The organism is Klebsiella sp. Q2 (genome assembly GCF_009900705.1).
Taxonomy (GTDB): Bacteria; Pseudomonadota; Gammaproteobacteria; order Enterobacterales; family Enterobacteriaceae; genus Klebsiella; species Klebsiella quasipneumoniae.
On record NZ_JAAABE010000001.1, the window covers coordinates 1,018,663 to 1,034,239 of the forward strand.

At 56.1% G+C, this 15,577-nt stretch carries 12 protein-coding genes and 1 pseudogene; 12 read left to right on the plus strand and 1 reads right to left on the minus strand.

Annotated features, from left to right (window positions below; translation table 11 throughout):
* Nucleotides 1-265: 265 nt before the first annotated feature.
* Together GT756_RS05070 and GT756_RS05075 are read left to right on the plus strand one after the other, a co-directional pair.
* A pseudogene (locus tag GT756_RS05070) lies at nt 266-1,935 on the plus strand (ShlB/FhaC/HecB family hemolysin secretion/activation protein).
* A gap of 63 nt (nt 1,936-1,998) precedes the next feature.
* On the plus strand, nt 1,999-3,777 hold the full coding sequence (locus tag GT756_RS05075; RefSeq protein ID WP_080841209.1) for a filamentous hemagglutinin N-terminal domain-containing protein: 1,779 nt from the start codon (nt 1,999-2,001) through the stop codon (nt 3,775-3,777).
* Between the two features lie 308 nt (nt 3,778-4,085).
* Here the strand turns inward: GT756_RS05075 and GT756_RS05080 are convergent, their stop codons facing one another.
* Nucleotides 4,086-4,568: a zinc ribbon-containing protein gene (locus tag GT756_RS05080; protein ID WP_025999140.1), complete on the minus strand. Its 483-nt coding sequence runs from the start codon at nt 4,566-4,568 to the stop codon at nt 4,086-4,088.
* Between the two features lie 226 nt (nt 4,569-4,794).
* Between GT756_RS05080 and leuS the strand changes: the two genes are divergently transcribed.
* The 10 genes from leuS to rlpA all read left to right on the plus strand — a co-directional run bounded on the left by leuS (nt 4,795) and on the right by rlpA (nt 15,565).
* Nucleotides 4,795-7,377, plus strand: a complete 2,583-nt coding sequence (gene leuS, locus GT756_RS05085) for a leucine--tRNA ligase (protein ID WP_017899092.1) — start codon at nt 4,795-4,797, stop codon at nt 7,375-7,377.
* A 14-nt stretch (nt 7,378-7,391) separates the two neighbouring features.
* The gene (lptE, locus tag GT756_RS05090; RefSeq protein WP_004885890.1) at nt 7,392-7,982 is read left to right on the plus strand and encodes an LPS assembly lipoprotein LptE; all 591 of its coding nucleotides are present in this window, start codon (nt 7,392-7,394) and stop codon (nt 7,980-7,982) included.
* The gene (gene holA, locus GT756_RS05095; protein ID WP_004885888.1) at nt 7,982-9,013 is read left to right on the plus strand and encodes a DNA polymerase III subunit delta; all 1,032 of its coding nucleotides are present in this window, start codon (nt 7,982-7,984) and stop codon (nt 9,011-9,013) included. The genes lptE and holA overlap by 1 nt, the downstream gene beginning before the upstream one ends.
* Nucleotides 9,006-9,656, plus strand: coding sequence for a nicotinate-nucleotide adenylyltransferase (gene nadD / locus GT756_RS05100; RefSeq protein ID WP_023319968.1), 651 nt, complete (start codon nt 9,006-9,008; stop codon nt 9,654-9,656). The genes holA and nadD overlap by 8 nt, the downstream gene beginning before the upstream one ends.
* Nucleotides 9,657-9,728: 72 nt before the next feature.
* On the plus strand, nt 9,729-10,358 hold the full coding sequence (locus GT756_RS05105) for an adenosylcobalamin/alpha-ribazole phosphatase (protein WP_048323398.1): 630 nt from the start codon (nt 9,729-9,731) through the stop codon (nt 10,356-10,358).
* Between the two features lie 223 nt (nt 10,359-10,581).
* The gene (gene rsfS / locus GT756_RS05110; RefSeq protein ID WP_002894623.1) at nt 10,582-10,899 is read left to right on the plus strand and encodes a ribosome silencing factor; all 318 of its coding nucleotides are present in this window, start codon (nt 10,582-10,584) and stop codon (nt 10,897-10,899) included.
* Nucleotides 10,900-10,902: 3 nt separating this feature from the next.
* A complete protein-coding gene (gene rlmH / locus GT756_RS05115; RefSeq protein WP_002894620.1) occupies nt 10,903-11,370 on the plus strand; it encodes a 23S rRNA (pseudouridine(1915)-N(3))-methyltransferase RlmH in 468 nt (155 codons plus the stop codon).
* Nucleotides 11,371-11,397: 27 nt separating this feature from the next.
* Nucleotides 11,398-13,299, plus strand: a complete 1,902-nt coding sequence (gene mrdA / locus GT756_RS05120) for a peptidoglycan DD-transpeptidase MrdA (protein WP_004885880.1) — start codon at nt 11,398-11,400, stop codon at nt 13,297-13,299.
* Nucleotides 13,299-14,411 (plus strand): peptidoglycan glycosyltransferase MrdB, encoded by a 1,113-nt coding sequence (mrdB, locus tag GT756_RS05125; RefSeq protein WP_004885876.1) that lies wholly within the window; start codon nt 13,299-13,301, stop codon nt 14,409-14,411. The genes mrdA and mrdB overlap by 1 nt, the downstream gene beginning before the upstream one ends.
* Nucleotides 14,412-14,422: 11 nt before the next feature.
* Entirely contained in the window at nt 14,423-15,565 is a 1,143-nt protein-coding gene (rlpA, locus tag GT756_RS05130) for an endolytic peptidoglycan transglycosylase RlpA (protein ID WP_004885873.1), read from the plus strand.
* Nucleotides 15,566-15,577: the final 12 nt, after the last annotated feature.

Below are 15,577 nucleotides of genomic sequence, written 5' to 3' on the forward strand. Positions count from 1 at the left end.
GTCAGCCCCTCCCCTTTTCAATTGCTTCATCTCAAAGCGACAGCTTCACAACGTGAAGTAAAAATTTCACAAAGAATTCAGGGGCCGTAGAATAGATTAACCGCCACGTCATCGTTAGCATACGGCATCTTGTAATAATCCCCGTGAGTTTAAATTTCTTGGAAATAATATTTCAATTGACTTGCTATAGGCCGCGCAGGCTATTTCATGCCGTGCACAACCATTAATTATAATCTTACTCAATGAAACAAACGGATATTGCTTCATGCGGACTAACACTAACGGACTGGCCATTATTTTGTGTTTAAATTTGCTCACCTGCTTTACCGCGCGGGCGGGTATTGACTCCGCCACGGTAAACCAGGTAGAACAGGATAAAGCCCGTGAAAGCGCATTAATGCCCCATCAGCAGCAATACCAATCTTCTCGCACCTATGCGAAAACGCAAACCTTGATATTTCCCGAGGAAGCGACCTGTCGGTACATCACGAAAGTTGATATTGCCTCCGAGGACAACGCAAAAACCACCGCCCTCCTCGGGAAGATCGCTGCCCAGGCGCCCGGCCATTGCCTCGGAATAGAAGGGATTCGCCTGCTGACGAACGCCCTACAAAATGAACTGATAACACAAGGGTATATTACTTCCCTGATCGATATCCCTTCTCAGTCACTAGAAGGGGGCATTCTCAAAATAACGCTGACTTATGGCAAAACGGGGCATATTGATTTTGCGCCAAATAGTGCCGTGACGAACCTGTGGACCTCCATGCCCACCCATACCGGTAAAATCCTGCGCCTCAGCGATCTTGAACAAGGGATGGCTAACCTGCAGCGCCTGCCTGGCGCCAGCGCCCATATGAAGCTGCGGCCCGGGGAACACATTGGCGAAAGTGATATTGAAATCGCCCGGGTAATGGATAAACAGTGGCAGGTTGGCGCCTGGCTTGATGACGCAGGCAGCCGCGCCAGCGGTCGCTATCAGGGTGGCGGCGCGCTATACCTTTACGATTTATCTTCATTGAACGATATTCTTTCCATCTCGGCAGGCGGCGACGTTGAATTCAACCAGCACAACGACGGCAACCATAACGGCAACCTTTACTACTCCGTGCCTTTTGGTTACTGGTCATTGAGCCTGTACGGCTCCTACAGCCAGTACCGCCAGCTGTTTAAAGGAAGATGGTCAAGCATCGACTATAAAAGTAAAAACCGTTATTACAGCGCGACCCTTAGCCGCCTGCTTTCGCATACCCGACAACAAAAAACGACCGCCGATCTGCGCATAGCGAAGAGCAGTTCGCACTATTTCTTTGGCGGCGATGAGTTGTATGTGATGCGTAAACAAAATCCTGTCTGGGAATTTACCGTGCGCCATCAGCACTATTTCAACAGGAAAATTATCGACGCAAGCCTGGGCGTTCAGCGCAGCCTGCCGTGGCTGAGCTCCGTCCCCACCCCCGAGGAAAAAGGCGGTTTATATAGCCATCAATCGCGCATTGTTCACGCCGATATACAGGCCTTGATGCAGTTTGCCGCAACCGGCGATAAGTTTAGCTGGATGCCGCGTTTCCATGCCCAGTTCAGCCGGATAGATTATCTTCGGACAACCAGTTTAATATCGGCAATCGCTGGACGGTTCGCGGCTTTGACGGTGAAAATACGCTTTCGGCCAATCAAGGCTGGTACTGGCGCAATGATTTTAGCTGGAATATTCCCACCCCCGACCAGCAGGTATATCTTGGCCTTGACTTCGGCAGGATCATTGGTACCGAGCGCGCCAGGCAGGGAAAAAGCCTTTCAGGCGCAGTCGGCGGCGTCCGCGGAGAAATAGCGTCTACGCAATATGATTTTTTTATCGGCACGCCCATCAGTAAACCTGATGACTTTCATAGCGATGCCATGAACCTGGGCTTTTCATTACAGTGGAGGTATTAGTTTTCATCGGCGCATTACTGCAATTTACTGATTCATTTTTTACTATTTAAAGGAATAAATTACATGTTTAAATTCAAGGTTTCATATGTTGCGCTGGCTGCAGCGCTAAGTTCATCCGTTGTTTATGCCGATCCGTCAAGCTATACGCATAGATCAGGGGCAAATGTTATTGATATCGAAGCTCCTAATGCCGCTGGCGTCTCGCATAACTTATATCGCGAATTCAACGTCGGCCCTAACGGCACTATTTTAAACAACAGCGCCAGCGACGTGAACCACAGCACTCACGGTAATATCGCTAAGAATAATAATCTGACCAACGGCAGCGCTTCCGTTATTTTAAATGAAGTCACCTCCAATAAAATGAGTAATCTGCAGGGCTTTATCGAAGTTAACGGACAAAAAGCCGATGTCGTTATCGCCAACCCTAACGGCATCACCTGCTCCGGGTGCAGTTTTATTAATACTAACAAAGCAGTGCTGACGACAGGCCAGGTCAATCTGAGCGATACCGGCGCGATTGATAGCTATACGGTCACGCAGGGTAAAATCACCATTGACGATAAAGGTATGAACGCGTCTAACAGCTATGCAGCCTTGCTGGCCGACGCCATCGCGATTAACGGCACAATGACGGCAGCCAACGCTATGGTGGGCGCGGGCAACTTAACGTTTGATAACAAAACCGGAAAGATGACCAGCCTTGGAAAAGCAGCCACAGCCAAACAAATATTATATCCGGAATACAGCATTGATATTAGCCAACTAGGCGGAATCAAGGCCAACAGTATCACCATGACTGGTAATAATCTGGGTTTCGGCGTCCGGAATAAAGGCACGATGGCTGCAAACACCCTTCTCACCATGACCAGCAACGGTTCACTGATTAATGAAGGCGCTATCACTGGGAAAGGCATCGCGACGCAAATCGTCTCAGCAGGTGAGATGAAAAATAAGGGCAGCATTAACAGCAGCGCCCTCGCCACTCAGGTCACCACTCTGAACACATTGACCAATGAAGGCACGATTACCAGTGACAAAACGCTTAACGTGAGCGCCGCCGGCAACCTCGTCAATACCGGCAGAATTAATGGCACCAAGGCATTAACCTTAACCACCCTCGGCGATATCAATACCACCTATGGTTCAACGATTAACGCCGATGGCCAGTTAAATATTTCTGCCCACAATATCAACAACGGCGGTACAATGTGGGGCGAAATCACCAACGTCAAGTTTAGCGGGGATAATCTCACCGTCACCGGTAACCTTTGGGGCTACACTAATCTGGCTATCGTGTCGGCAAAGGATAGCAACGTCAGTTCAGGCAACATCCATAATACAGGGCGAATTTCTGGTATCGATATATCGCTTATCACTAATGGCGATATCATCCAGGACGGTAACCTTGTTAGCGGAAACTCTATGACGGTTAAAAGCGTCCAGTTCAAAAATAACAACTACGTTTACGGAAAATCCGTACAGATTGAGAGTAATAACGTTCACAATAAGGCAACTATTGATAGTGTCGATGCGAATATCATCGCTTATTATGGTATGAAAAATGAAGGCCAAATCATCGCAGCCAAAGATCTCACCTTGGATACGAAAAATTTTGCCGATATCACCAACTACGGCACTCTTCAGGCAGGAGAGAATCTGACGATTATCGCTAATAAAGTCTATAATGGCGGCTATCGCTGTGGTTTCCTGAAGCTTTCAACTTGTAATGTTGGTTCTATCTCCACTAACAAACTGGTGCTGAACTCCGCGCACAACTATGTTTCCGAGATGGGCGGTCATCAGCAGTTTAAACAAGCTGAAATCACGACCAAGCGGTAAGAGCAGGCGATGCGCTGATGTCAGCGCATCGCCGGTAGTCATTTTATTATGGCGCACCATGCTGGCACACGCTTTCCATTCGCGCGGAAAGATCTATCACGAGATAGTAATCATCAAGCCGCATTCATGCTGAGGACGAGTGCTCTGCTCGCTCATAATGATTATATGAAGCGCGAAGTGATCAGGGGTAAAAGAGACAGCTGAGATATTTTACAATCACAGGGAAGACGTTTATCTATCTCGTTAATGCAATGATAGGTCGTTTTTAATCAGGCCCGATGCTATTAATACGCACCGGGCCGGATGCATCAGGGTTCAAATGGCCGGCGCTGGAACTGATCGTGGCCGCATTTCGGACAGCGCGGTAGCACATCCGGGGTATACACCGCCAGGTGATAGTGACACTTCTCACACACCAGGTTGCCTAAACCGACCACTTCGCCGCTGTGGTATACGCCGTGGTGATTCAGATCCTGAAAAACCTCCCGCCACTCAAGCTGGGTTTTGTCAGTGATATCGGCCAGCTCCTGCCACAGGCTCTCTTTGATCACCCGCATAAACACGCTGTCGCTCTCGTCTTCATGACTCTCTTCGTAGCTGCGGGCAAACTCCTCAAGATCGCGCTTGACCGCGGCTATCACCGACTCAATCTCGCTCTGCGTCAGATCGCCGGCGCGGACAATTTTATCGCGTGCCTGCGTCACCAGCGCGTCAATATCGCGTTCTCCATGGCGGAGCCGTTCGCTGAGCGAGGAGACCAGTTCACGGTAATATTGAGCAACCTTGTTCATCATTTCGCCTCCGGTGTGGTTAACGTCTTCTGATAATAGACCTTATTCCTCTCCCGCTGTGTCTGACAAGCCACAGACTCGCGAAATAATCTGCCCAGCTTTTGCCGATGTTGATGTGCGAAAAGCTGTTTTGACGTTGGCGTTTGGGCTATGCTATGCCGATCTGAAATAACACATCCATTGGCTACATTTTGTAGCTGTATTGAAAACAGGACCACTGGCTGCCATGCAAGAGCAATACCGCCCGGAAGAGATAGAATCGAAAGTCCAGCTTCACTGGGACGAAAATCGTACATTTGAAGTAACTGAAGACGAGAGCAAAGAGAAGTATTACTGCCTGTCGATGCTTCCTTATCCTTCTGGTCGACTACACATGGGTCACGTGCGTAACTACACCATCGGCGACGTGATTGCCCGTTATCAGCGCATGCTGGGTAAAAACGTCCTGCAGCCAATTGGCTGGGATGCGTTCGGTCTGCCGGCGGAAGGAGCGGCGGTAAAAAACAACACCGCGCCAGCGCCGTGGACCTACGACAACATCGCCTACATGAAAAACCAGCTCAAAATGCTGGGCTTCGGCTATGACTGGAGCCGCGAGCTGGCAACCTGCACCCCGGAATACTACCGCTGGGAGCAGAAGTTCTTCACTGAGCTGTATAAAAAAGGCCTGGTGTACAAAAAAACCTCCGCAGTGAACTGGTGCCCGAACGACCAGACCGTGCTGGCCAACGAGCAGGTTATCGACGGCTGCTGCTGGCGCTGCGACACCAAAGTCGAGCGTAAAGAGATCCCGCAGTGGTTTATTAAAATCACCGCCTACGCCGATGAGCTGCTGAACGATCTGGATAAGCTGGACCACTGGCCGGACACCGTGAAGACCATGCAGCGCAACTGGATCGGCCGTTCTGAAGGGGTGGAAATCTCCTTTGACGTCAACAACTACGCCGACAAGCTGACCGTCTATACCACCCGCCCGGACACCTTTATGGGCTGTACCTACCTGGCGGTCGCTGCGGGTCACCCGCTGGCGCAGCAGGCTGCGGCGAACAATCCGGCGCTGGCCACCTTCATCGACGAATGCCGCAACACCAAAGTGGCGGAAGCCGACATGGCGACGATGGAGAAAAAAGGCGTCGATACCGGCTTTAAAGCTATCCACCCGCTGACCGGTGAAGAAATTCCGGTATGGGCGGCTAACTTTGTGCTGATGGAGTACGGCACCGGCGCGGTGATGGCCGTTCCGGGCCACGACCAGCGCGACTACGAGTTCGCCAGCAAATACGGGCTGAACATCAAGCCGGTGATCCTCGCCGCCGACGGCTCCGAGCCGGATCTTTCCCAGCAGGCGCTGACCGAGAAAGGCGTCCTGTTTAACTCCGGCGAATTCAGCGGCCTCGATTATGAAGCGGGCTTCAACGCTATTGCTGACAAACTGGCTGCCATGGGCGTAGGTGAGCGTAAAATTAACTACCGCCTGCGTGACTGGGGCGTATCCCGTCAGCGCTACTGGGGCGCGCCGATCCCGATGGTTACCCTGGAAGACGGCACCGTGCTGCCGACCCCGGAAGATCAGCTGCCGGTGATCCTGCCGGAAGACGTAGTCATGGACGGTATCACCAGCCCGATCAAAGCCGATCCTGAATGGGCCAAAACCACGGTTAACGGCCAGCCGGCGCTGCGCGAAACCGACACCTTTGACACCTTTATGGAATCCTCCTGGTACTATGCGCGCTACACCTGCCCGCAGTATCAGGAAGGGATGCTGGATTCGCAAGCGGCCAACTACTGGCTGCCGGTCGATATCTACATCGGCGGCATCGAACACGCGATCATGCACCTGCTCTACTTCCGCTTCTTCCACAAGCTGATGCGCGACGCGGGGATGGTCAACTCCGATGAGCCGGCGAAACAGCTGCTGTGCCAGGGCATGGTGCTGGCTGACGCCTTCTACTACGTAGGCGAAAACGGCGAACGTAACTGGGTCTCCCCGGTTGACGCCATCGTCGAACGTGACGAAAAAGGCCGCATCGTGAAAGCGAAAGACGCGGCGGGTCACGAGCTGGTGTACACCGGCATGAGCAAGATGTCCAAGTCGAAAAACAACGGCATCGATCCGCAGGTCATGGTTGAGCGCTACGGCGCGGATACTGTCCGTCTGTTCATGATGTTCGCATCCCCGGCGGATATGACCCTCGAGTGGCAGGAATCTGGCGTCGAAGGGGCGAACCGCTTCCTGAAACGCGTCTGGAAGTTGGTCTACGAACACACCACCAAAGGGGACGTTGCGGCCCTGAACGTGGCGGCGCTGAGTGAAGATCAGAAAGCGCTGCGTCGCGATATCCACAAAACTATCGCCAAAGTGACCGATGACATCGGCCGTCGTCAGACCTTCAACACCGCCATCGCGGCGATCATGGAGCTGATGAACAAGCTGGCGAAAGCGCCGCAAGAAGATGAGCAGGATCGCGCCCTGATGCAGGAAGCCCTGCTGGCGGTAGTGCGTATGCTCAACCCGTTCACCCCGCACGTCAGCTTCACCCTGTGGCGTGAGCTGAACGGCGAAGGTGATATCGACAACGCGCCGTGGCCGGTGGCGGATGAAAGCGCGATGGTGGAAGACAGCACCCTCGTCGTCGTCCAGGTCAACGGCAAAGTTCGTGGTAAAATTACCGTTGCGGTAGACGCAACTGAAGAGCAGGTCCGCGAGCGCGCCGGCCAGGAGCATCTGGTGGCGAAGTATCTCGACGGCAAAACCGTGCGTAAAGTGATTTACGTCCCGGGTAAACTGCTCAATCTGGTCGTTGGCTAAGCGCGGGAGGAAGCGTGCGATATCTGGTAACAATGTTGTTATCTCTGGCGGTGCTTGCCACCGCCGGCTGTGGCTGGCATCTGCGTAGCACTACCAAGGTGCCCACCACCATGAAAACCATGATTTTCCAGTCGAGCGATCCGAATGGCCCATTAAGCCGCGCGGTGCGCAATCAGCTGCGTCTTAACGGCGTGGAACTGATCGACGCCAGCACGCTGCGTAAAGATGTCCCTTCTCTGCGCCTCGATGGTTCGTCGATTCAGAAAGATACGGCCTCGGTGTTCCAGGACGGTCGTACGGCGGAATATCAGATGGTCATGACCGTCCATGCCAGCGTTCTGATCCCGGGTCACGATATCTATCCGATAACCACTAAGGTCTATCGTTCGTTCTTTGATAACCCGCAGGCGGCGTTAGCCAAAGACGCCGAGCAGGATATGATTATCCAGGAAATGTACGATAAAGCGGCGGAACAGCTGATTCGTAAACTACCAAGCGTTCAGGTAGCGGATGTTGAAGCCACCCAGCAGGAAGAAAAACCGGTCGCGGGCAGCACCGCGCCGGCGTCCTCGGGTAACCGCGTCTCCACCACGCTGGGTCAATGATGATTCGGTTGTACCCGGAACAGCTCCGCGCGCAGCTCACTGAAGGGCTGCGCGCGGCCTATCTGCTGCTTGGCAACGATCCTTTGCTATTGCAGGAAAGCCAGGACGCTATTCGCGAAGCCGCTGCCGCACAAGGCTTTACCGAACACCATACCTTTTCTATCGACAACAGCACCGACTGGCAGGCGCTTTTCGCCTTAAGCCAGGCGATGAGCCTGTTTGCCAGCCGGCAAACCCTGTTGCTAATCCTGCCAGAGAATGGCCCCAACGCGGCGATCAACGAACAGCTGGCGACGCTGGTCGGTCTGCTGCACGACGACCTGCTGCTGATAGTTCGCGGTAGTAAGTTGACCAAAGCCCAGGAGAATGCCGCGTGGCTCACCGCGCTGGCGCAGCGCGCCGTCCAGGTCAGCTGCCAGACGCCGGAATACGCGCAGCTGCCGCGCTGGCTTGCCGCCCGGGCCAAACAGCATCAGCTGCAGCTCGACGACGCGGCCAGCCAGCTGCTGTGCTACTGTTACGAAGGCAATCTGCTGGCGCTGGCGCAGGCGCTGGAGCGTCTGGCGCTACTCTGGCCGGACGGTAAGCTGACGCTGCCCCGCGTTGAGCAGGCGGTGAACGATGCCGCGCACTTTACCCCTTACCATTGGGTCGATGCCCTACTGGCAGGCAAAAGTAAGCGCGTGCTGCACGTCCTGCAGCAGCTCCGTCTTGAAGGCTGCGAGCCGGCGATCCTGCTGCGTACGCTACAGCGGGAGCTGCTGCTGCTGGTGACCCTCAAGCGCCAGTCGGCACAGACGCCGCTGCGTTCGCTGTTTGATAAACATCGGGTCTGGCAAAACCGCCGTCAGCTGCTCAGCGACGCCCTCGCCCGACTGAGCGGCGAACAGCTGCGCCAGGCGGTGACTCTTCTGACCCGCGCGGAACTGACCTTTAAACAGGATTACGGGTACGACGTCTGGCCCGAACTGGAAAGTCTTTCGTTGTTGCTCTGCCACAAAGCCCTGGCGGACGTTTTTATTGATGGTTGATATGACTCACTTACAGGCAATCTATGGCGGCACCTTCGATCCGGTGCATTATGGTCACCTCAAGCCGGTCGAGATCCTGGCGAATCAGATTGGCCTGAGCAAGGTCATCATCATGCCTAATAACGTCCCGCCGCACCGTCCACAACCGGAAGCCACCAGCGCCCAGCGCGTGCACATGCTGAAGCTGGCGATTGCCGATAAGCCGCTGTTCACGCTCGATGAACGCGAACTGCAGCGCGATACCCCCTCCTGGACGGCGCAAACGCTGCAGGAGTGGCGCCAGGAGCAGGGGCCGCACAAGCCGCTGGCGTTTATCATTGGCCAGGATTCGCTGCTCACCTTTCCCACCTGGCACCGCTATGAAACCATCCTCGACAATGTCCACCTGATTGTCTGCCGCCGGCCGGGTTACCCACTGACCATGGCCCATGAGGCCGATCAGCGCTGGCTGGATCGCCATTTAACCCACGATGTGGAATCTCTGCATCGCCGCCCTTCCGGCGTGATCTACCTGGCTGAGACACCGTGGTTCGATATTTCGGCGACGATCATTCGCCAGCGCCTCGAGCGCGGCGAGTCCTGCGCCGAGATGCTGCCGGCCGCGGTGCTGGACTACATCCGCGAGCAGGGTCTCTATTGCTGACCCCGCGCTGGGCCTGACGCGAAAAAAGCGCTATGGTAACGCCACCTCTCCATCGCCCGTCAGAGCCTGTTCATGAAATTATGGTTAGTTCGCCATGGCGAAACCGAAGCCAACGTTGCCGGATTATACAGCGGCCATGCCCCAACGCCCCTGACGCCGCGAGGCGTCGCTCAGGCGCGAGCGCTCGGCGAACGGCTGCGCGCGGTGCCTTTCGATAAAGTCTTCTGTAGCGAGCTGGCGCGGACCGGGACAACGGCCGATCTGCTGCTTGGCGATCGCGCTATCCCGCGCGAATGCCATGCCGCGCTCAATGAGATGTTTTTCGGCGACTGGGAGATGCGTCATCATCGCGACCTTCAACGAGAAGATGCGCAAAACTATGCCGCGTGGTGTGCTGACTGGCAGCACGCGGCCCCCACTAACGGCGAAAGCTTTCAGCGTTTTGCCCGCCGCGTCAGCGAGTTTATCCCCACGCTGACCGACTGCCGCCATCTTGACCATCTGCTGATCGTCGGCCATCAGGGCGTTCTGAGCCTGCTGACCGCCCTGCTGTTGCAGATGCCCGCCGCGGCGATGTGGCACTTTCCGATAGCCCATGGCGCCTGGAGCCTGCTCGAAATCCGCGACGATTTCACCACCCTGCGGGTATTAAATAGCCAGGCCGTCTGGCAGTCGGAAGAAGAATTCCCGCCGAACCATTGACAGGCCAGAGCAGGCTGCTATTCTCCGCTGCCAGGCAGCATCCGCCAAAGCCGCTTTGCAGAAAATTGTTTTACAAAAATGGCGATGCAATCCTCGGCGAGGGATGGGATGATACCCCGCCGCGAACGCCTGCCGACAGACATTTCACCCGACTTTTTCATCAGTTCAGGTATACTGTCAGGCTCTTTATGATTATCAATCTTCACGCACCCAGGGGGAACACTTGCAGGGTAAAGCACTCCAGGATTTTGTTATCGACAAAATTGATGACCTGAAAGGTCAGGACATCGTTGCCATTGATGTACATGGCAAATCCAGCATCACCGATTGCATGATTATCTGCACCGGCACCTCCACGCGTCATGTGATGTCCATCGCCGACCACGTGGTTCAGGAATCCCGCGCCGCCGGCATGCTGCCGCTGGGCGTTGAAGGGGAAGCCGCCGCCGACTGGATCGTCGTCGACCTCGGCGACGTGATGGTTCACGTCATGCAGGAAGAGAGCCGTCGTTTGTACGAGCTGGAAAAACTCTGGAGTTAATGCGTGAAGTTGCAGCTGGTGGCCGTTGGCACCAAAATGCCGGACTGGGTACAGACCGGCTTTAGCGAGTATCTGCGCCGTTTTCCCAAAGATATGCCGTTCGAACTGGTGGAGATCCCAGCCGGTAAGCGCGGCAAGAACGCTGATATCAAGCGCATCCTCGAAAAAGAGGGCGAGATGATGTTAGCCGCTGCCGGTAAAAACCGCATCGTGACCCTGGATATTCCGGGTAAACCATGGGATACGCCGCAGCTGGCGCGCGAACTGGAACGCTGGAAACAGGACGGGCGCGACGTCAGTTTGCTGGTCGGCGGCCCGGAAGGCCTCTCTCCAGCCTGTAAAGCAGCGGCGGAACAGAGTTGGTCGCTCTCCACCCTCACCTTACCTCACCCGCTGGTGCGCGTACTGGTGGCCGAGAGCCTGTATCGGGCGTGGAGCATTACCACCAACCATCCGTACCACCGTGAGTAATGATGATCAGGGTAGACTGAGCAGCGAATGAAATTACAGAATTCTTTCCGCGACTATACGGCTGAATCCTCGCTGTTCGTGCGCCGGGCGCTGGTCGCTTTTTTGGGGATTTTGCTGCTTACCGGCGTTCTGATCGCCAACCTGTACAATGTGCAAATCGTTCGCTTCGACGACTATCAGACGCGTTCGAACGAAAACCGCATCAAGCTGGTGCCGATCCCGCCGAGCCGCGGCATTATTTACGATCGTAACGGCACTCCGCTGGCGCTTAACCGCACCATTTATCAGCTTGAGATGATGCCGGAGAAAGTCGATAACGTGCAGCAAACGCTGGATGCGCTGCGCGACGTCGTCGATTTAACCGACGATGATATCGCCGGCTTCAAAAAGGAGCGCGCCCGCTCCCATCGCTTTACCTCGATTCCGGTAAAGGTCAACCTCAGCGAAGTGCAGGTGGCCCGCTTTGCCGTCAACCAGTACCGCTTTCCCGGCGTGGAAGTCAAAGGCTACAAGCGCCGTTACTATCCCTATAACTCGGCGCTGACGCACGTCATCGGCTACGTTTCGAAAATTAACGATAAAGACGTCGACCGCCTCGATAAAGAGGGCAAACTGGCCAACTACGCCTCGACCCACGACATCGGTAAGCTGGGTATTGAGCGTTATTACGAGGACGTCCTGCACGGTCAGACCGGCTACGAGGAGGTTGAAGTGAACAACCGCGGCCGCGTGATTCGTCAGCTCAAAGAGGTGCCTCCACAGGCCGGACGCGACATCTACCTCACCCTCGACCTCAAGCTGCAGCAGTATATCGAAACGCTGCTGGCTGGTAGCCGCGCCGCAGTGGTGGTCACCGACCCGCGTACCGGCGCCATTCTGGCGCTGGTTTCGACGCCGAGCTACGACCCGAACCTGTTCGTCGACGGCATCTCCAGTAAAGATTACTCCGGCCTGCTCAACGATCCGAACACGCCGCTGGTCAACCGTGCGACGCAAGGGGTCTATCCGCCGGCATCGACGGTCAAACCGTACGTCGCCGTCTCGGCGCTGAGCGCCGGGGTGATCACCCGCAATACCAGCCTGTTTGACCCGGGCTGGTGGCAGCTGCCCGGCTCAGAAAAACGCTATCGTGACTGGAAAAAATGGGGCCACGGCCACCTGAACGTCACCAAAGCGCTGGAGGAGTCCGCGGATACCTATTTCTATCAGGTCGCCTATGACATGGGCATCGATCGCCTCGCGGAGTGGATGAGCAAGTTCGGCTACGGCCACTATACCGGTATCGACCTCGCCGAAGAGCGCTCGGGCAACATGCCGACCCGCGAATGGAAGCTCAAACGCTTTAAGAAACCCTGGTACCAGGGGGACACTATTCCGGTGGGCATCGGCCAGGGTTACTGGACTGCCACGCCGATCCAGATGAACAAAGCGCTGATGATCCTGATTAACGACGGGGTGGTGAAAGTGCCGCACCTGCTGCAAAGCACCGTGGAAGACGGCAAGCCCGTTCCGTGGGTCCAGCCTCATGAGCCGCCGGTAGGCGACATTCATTCCGGCTACTGGGAAATCGCCAAAGACGGCATGTTCGGCGTGGCCAACCGCGGCAACGGCACCGCGCACAAGTATTTCGCCAGCGCGCCGTATAAAATCGCGGCCAAGTCCGGTACCGCCCAGGTGTTTGGCCTGAAGGCCAACGAAACCTATAACGCGCACCGAATCTCTGAGCGTCTGCGTGACCATAAACTGATGACGGCGTTTGCGCCTTATAACAACCCGCAGGTTGCCGTGGCGATGATCCTGGAAAACGGCGGTGCCGGCCCGGCGGTCGGTACGATTATGCGCCAAATCCTCGATCACATCATGCTGGGCGATAACAACACCACGCTACCAAGCGAAAACCCGGCGGTGACCGCAGGGGAGGATCAATAATGACGGATAATCCGAACAAAAAATCGCTGTGGGATAAGATCCATCTTGACCCCACCATGGTGCTGATCCTGCTGGCGCTGCTGACCTACAGCGCGCTGGTTATCTGGAGCGCCAGCGGTCAGGACGTCGGCATGATGGAGCGTAAAATCGGCCAGATCGCCATGGGCGTGGTGATCATGATCGTCATGGCGCAGATCCCGCCGCGGGTCTATGAAGGCTGGGCGCCCTATCTCTATATTTTCTGTATTATTCTGCTGGTGGCCGTCGACGCCTTCGGCGCCATCTCCAAAGGGGCGCAGCGCTGGCTGGATCTCGGTATCGTCCGCTTTCAGCCGTCGGAGATTGCAAAAATTGCCGTGCCGCTGATGGTGGCGCGCTTTATTAACCGCGACGTCTGCCCCCCTTCGCTGAAGAACACCGGTATTGCCCTGGTGCTGATCTTTCTGCCGACGCTGCTGGTGGCGGCGCAGCCTGACCTCGGGACCTCGATTCTGATCGCCCTCTCCGGTCTGTTTGTGCTGTTCCTCTCCGGCCTCAGCTGGCGACTGATCGGCATTGCGGTGGTGCTGGTCGCCGCCTTTATCCCGATTTTGTGGTTCTTCCTGATGCACGACTATCAGCGCCAGCGCGTGATGATGCTGCTCGATCCTGAAACCGACCCGCTGGGCGCGGGGTATCATATTATTCAGTCTAAAATTGCCATTGGCTCTGGCGGTCTGCGCGGCAAAGGCTGGCTGCACGGCACCCAGTCACAGCTGGAGTTCCTGCCGGAACGCCATACCGACTTTATCTTCGCCGTTCTCGCCGAAGAGCTGGGCCTGATTGGCGTGCTGATCCTGCTGGCGCTCTATATTCTGCTGATCATGCGCGGACTGTGGATCGCCGCCCAGGCGCAGACCACCTTTGGCCGGGTCATGGCCGGTGGTTTAATGTTGATTTTATTCGTTTATGTCTTCGTAAATATTGGTATGGTGAGTGGTATTTTACCGGTGGTGGGCGTACCGTTGCCGCTGGTGAGCTACGGGGGCTCCGCCCTGATCGTATTGATGGCCGGGTTTGGTATCGTGATGTCGATCCATACCCACAGAAAAATGTTGTCGAAAAGCGTTTAAAGGGGTTCGCAATGCGTAAGCAATGGCTGGGGATCTGCATAGCAGCGGGGCTGCTGGCGGCATGTTCGAGTGATGACGTGCAACAAAAGACGGTCAGTACTCCACAGCCGGCCGTCTGTAATGGCCCGACGGTTGAGATCAGCGGCGCCGATCCGCAGTATGAAACGCCGAACGCGACGGCGAATCAGGATTATGAGCGCGACGGTAAGCGCTACAAAATCGTCCAGGATCCGGCAAACTTTACTCAGGCCGGTTTCGCGGCGATCTATGACGCGGAACCCAACAGCAACCTGACCGCCAGCGGTGAAACCTTCGACCCAACGCAGTTGACCGCGGCGCACCCGACGCTGCCGATCCCGAGCTATGCGCGGATCACCAACCTCGCCAACGGGCGCATGATCGTCGTGCGGATTAACGATCGCGGTCCCTACGGCAACGATCGGGTTATCTCGCTCTCGCGCGCGTCCGCCGACCGCCTGAACACCTCGAACAACACCAAAGTGCGTATCGACCCCATCATCGTCGCGCCTGACGGTTCGCTTTCCGGCCCGGGAATGGCTTGTACCACCGTCGCCAAACAGACTTACGCTCTGCCCGCCCGTCCGAATCTGGACGGCGGTGACGCTGCTGGCATGAACCAGCCTGCGCCCACTGACGTTCGCCCGATCAGCAACAGCACGCTGAAGCCGGAAGATAGCGTTGGCGCTCCGGTGAACAGCGGCGGTTTCCTCGGCGCCCCGACGCCGCTGAACAGCGGCGTGCTGGAGAGCAGCGAACCCGCGGCCGCCACCGCGACCGCACCTGCCGCCGGCGCCACGCCAGCAGCGCCGGTGACCGCCCCCGGCTCCATCCAGGGTAGCGTCGCGCCCGCAGCGGCCGCAGCCGCCGGCGCCGTTGCCGCTTCCTCTTCCGCCACCTCCAGCGCCAGCGGTAACTTTGTCGTCCAGGTGGGCGCAGTGAGCGACCAGGCGCGTGCGCAGCAGTATCAGCAGCGTCTGAGCCAGCAGTTCTCTGTGCCAGGCCGGGTCATGCAAAACGGCGCGGTGTGGCGTATTCAGCTGGGACCATTTGCCGACAAGGCGCAGGCCAGCGCCGTTCAGCAGCGCCTGCAAAGCGAAGCGCAGCTGCAGTCCTTTATTACTCGCGCCAACTAAAGGCCGCGGGCA

Excerpts from the sequence above, each read along its gene's own strand:
- GT756_RS05075 (WP_080841209.1), top strand. The coding sequence starts at position 1,999 with ATGTTTAAATTCAAGGTTTCATATGTTGCGCTGGCTGCAGCGCTAAGT.
- GT756_RS05080 (WP_025999140.1), bottom strand. The coding sequence starts at position 4,568 with ATGAACAAGGTTGCTCAATATTACCGTGAACTGGTCTCCTCGCTCAGC.
- leuS (WP_017899092.1), top strand. The coding sequence starts at position 4,795 with ATGCAAGAGCAATACCGCCCGGAAGAGATAGAATCGAAAGTCCAGCTT.
- holA (WP_004885888.1), top strand. The coding sequence starts at position 7,982 with ATGATTCGGTTGTACCCGGAACAGCTCCGCGCGCAGCTCACTGAAGGG.
- nadD (WP_023319968.1), top strand. The coding sequence starts at position 9,006 with ATGGTTGATATGACTCACTTACAGGCAATCTATGGCGGCACCTTCGAT.
- GT756_RS05105 (WP_048323398.1), top strand. The coding sequence starts at position 9,729 with ATGAAATTATGGTTAGTTCGCCATGGCGAAACCGAAGCCAACGTTGCC.
- mrdA (WP_004885880.1), top strand. The coding sequence starts at position 11,398 with ATGAAATTACAGAATTCTTTCCGCGACTATACGGCTGAATCCTCGCTG.
- mrdB (WP_004885876.1), top strand. The coding sequence starts at position 13,299 with ATGACGGATAATCCGAACAAAAAATCGCTGTGGGATAAGATCCATCTT.
- rlpA (WP_004885873.1), top strand. The coding sequence starts at position 14,423 with ATGCGTAAGCAATGGCTGGGGATCTGCATAGCAGCGGGGCTGCTGGCG.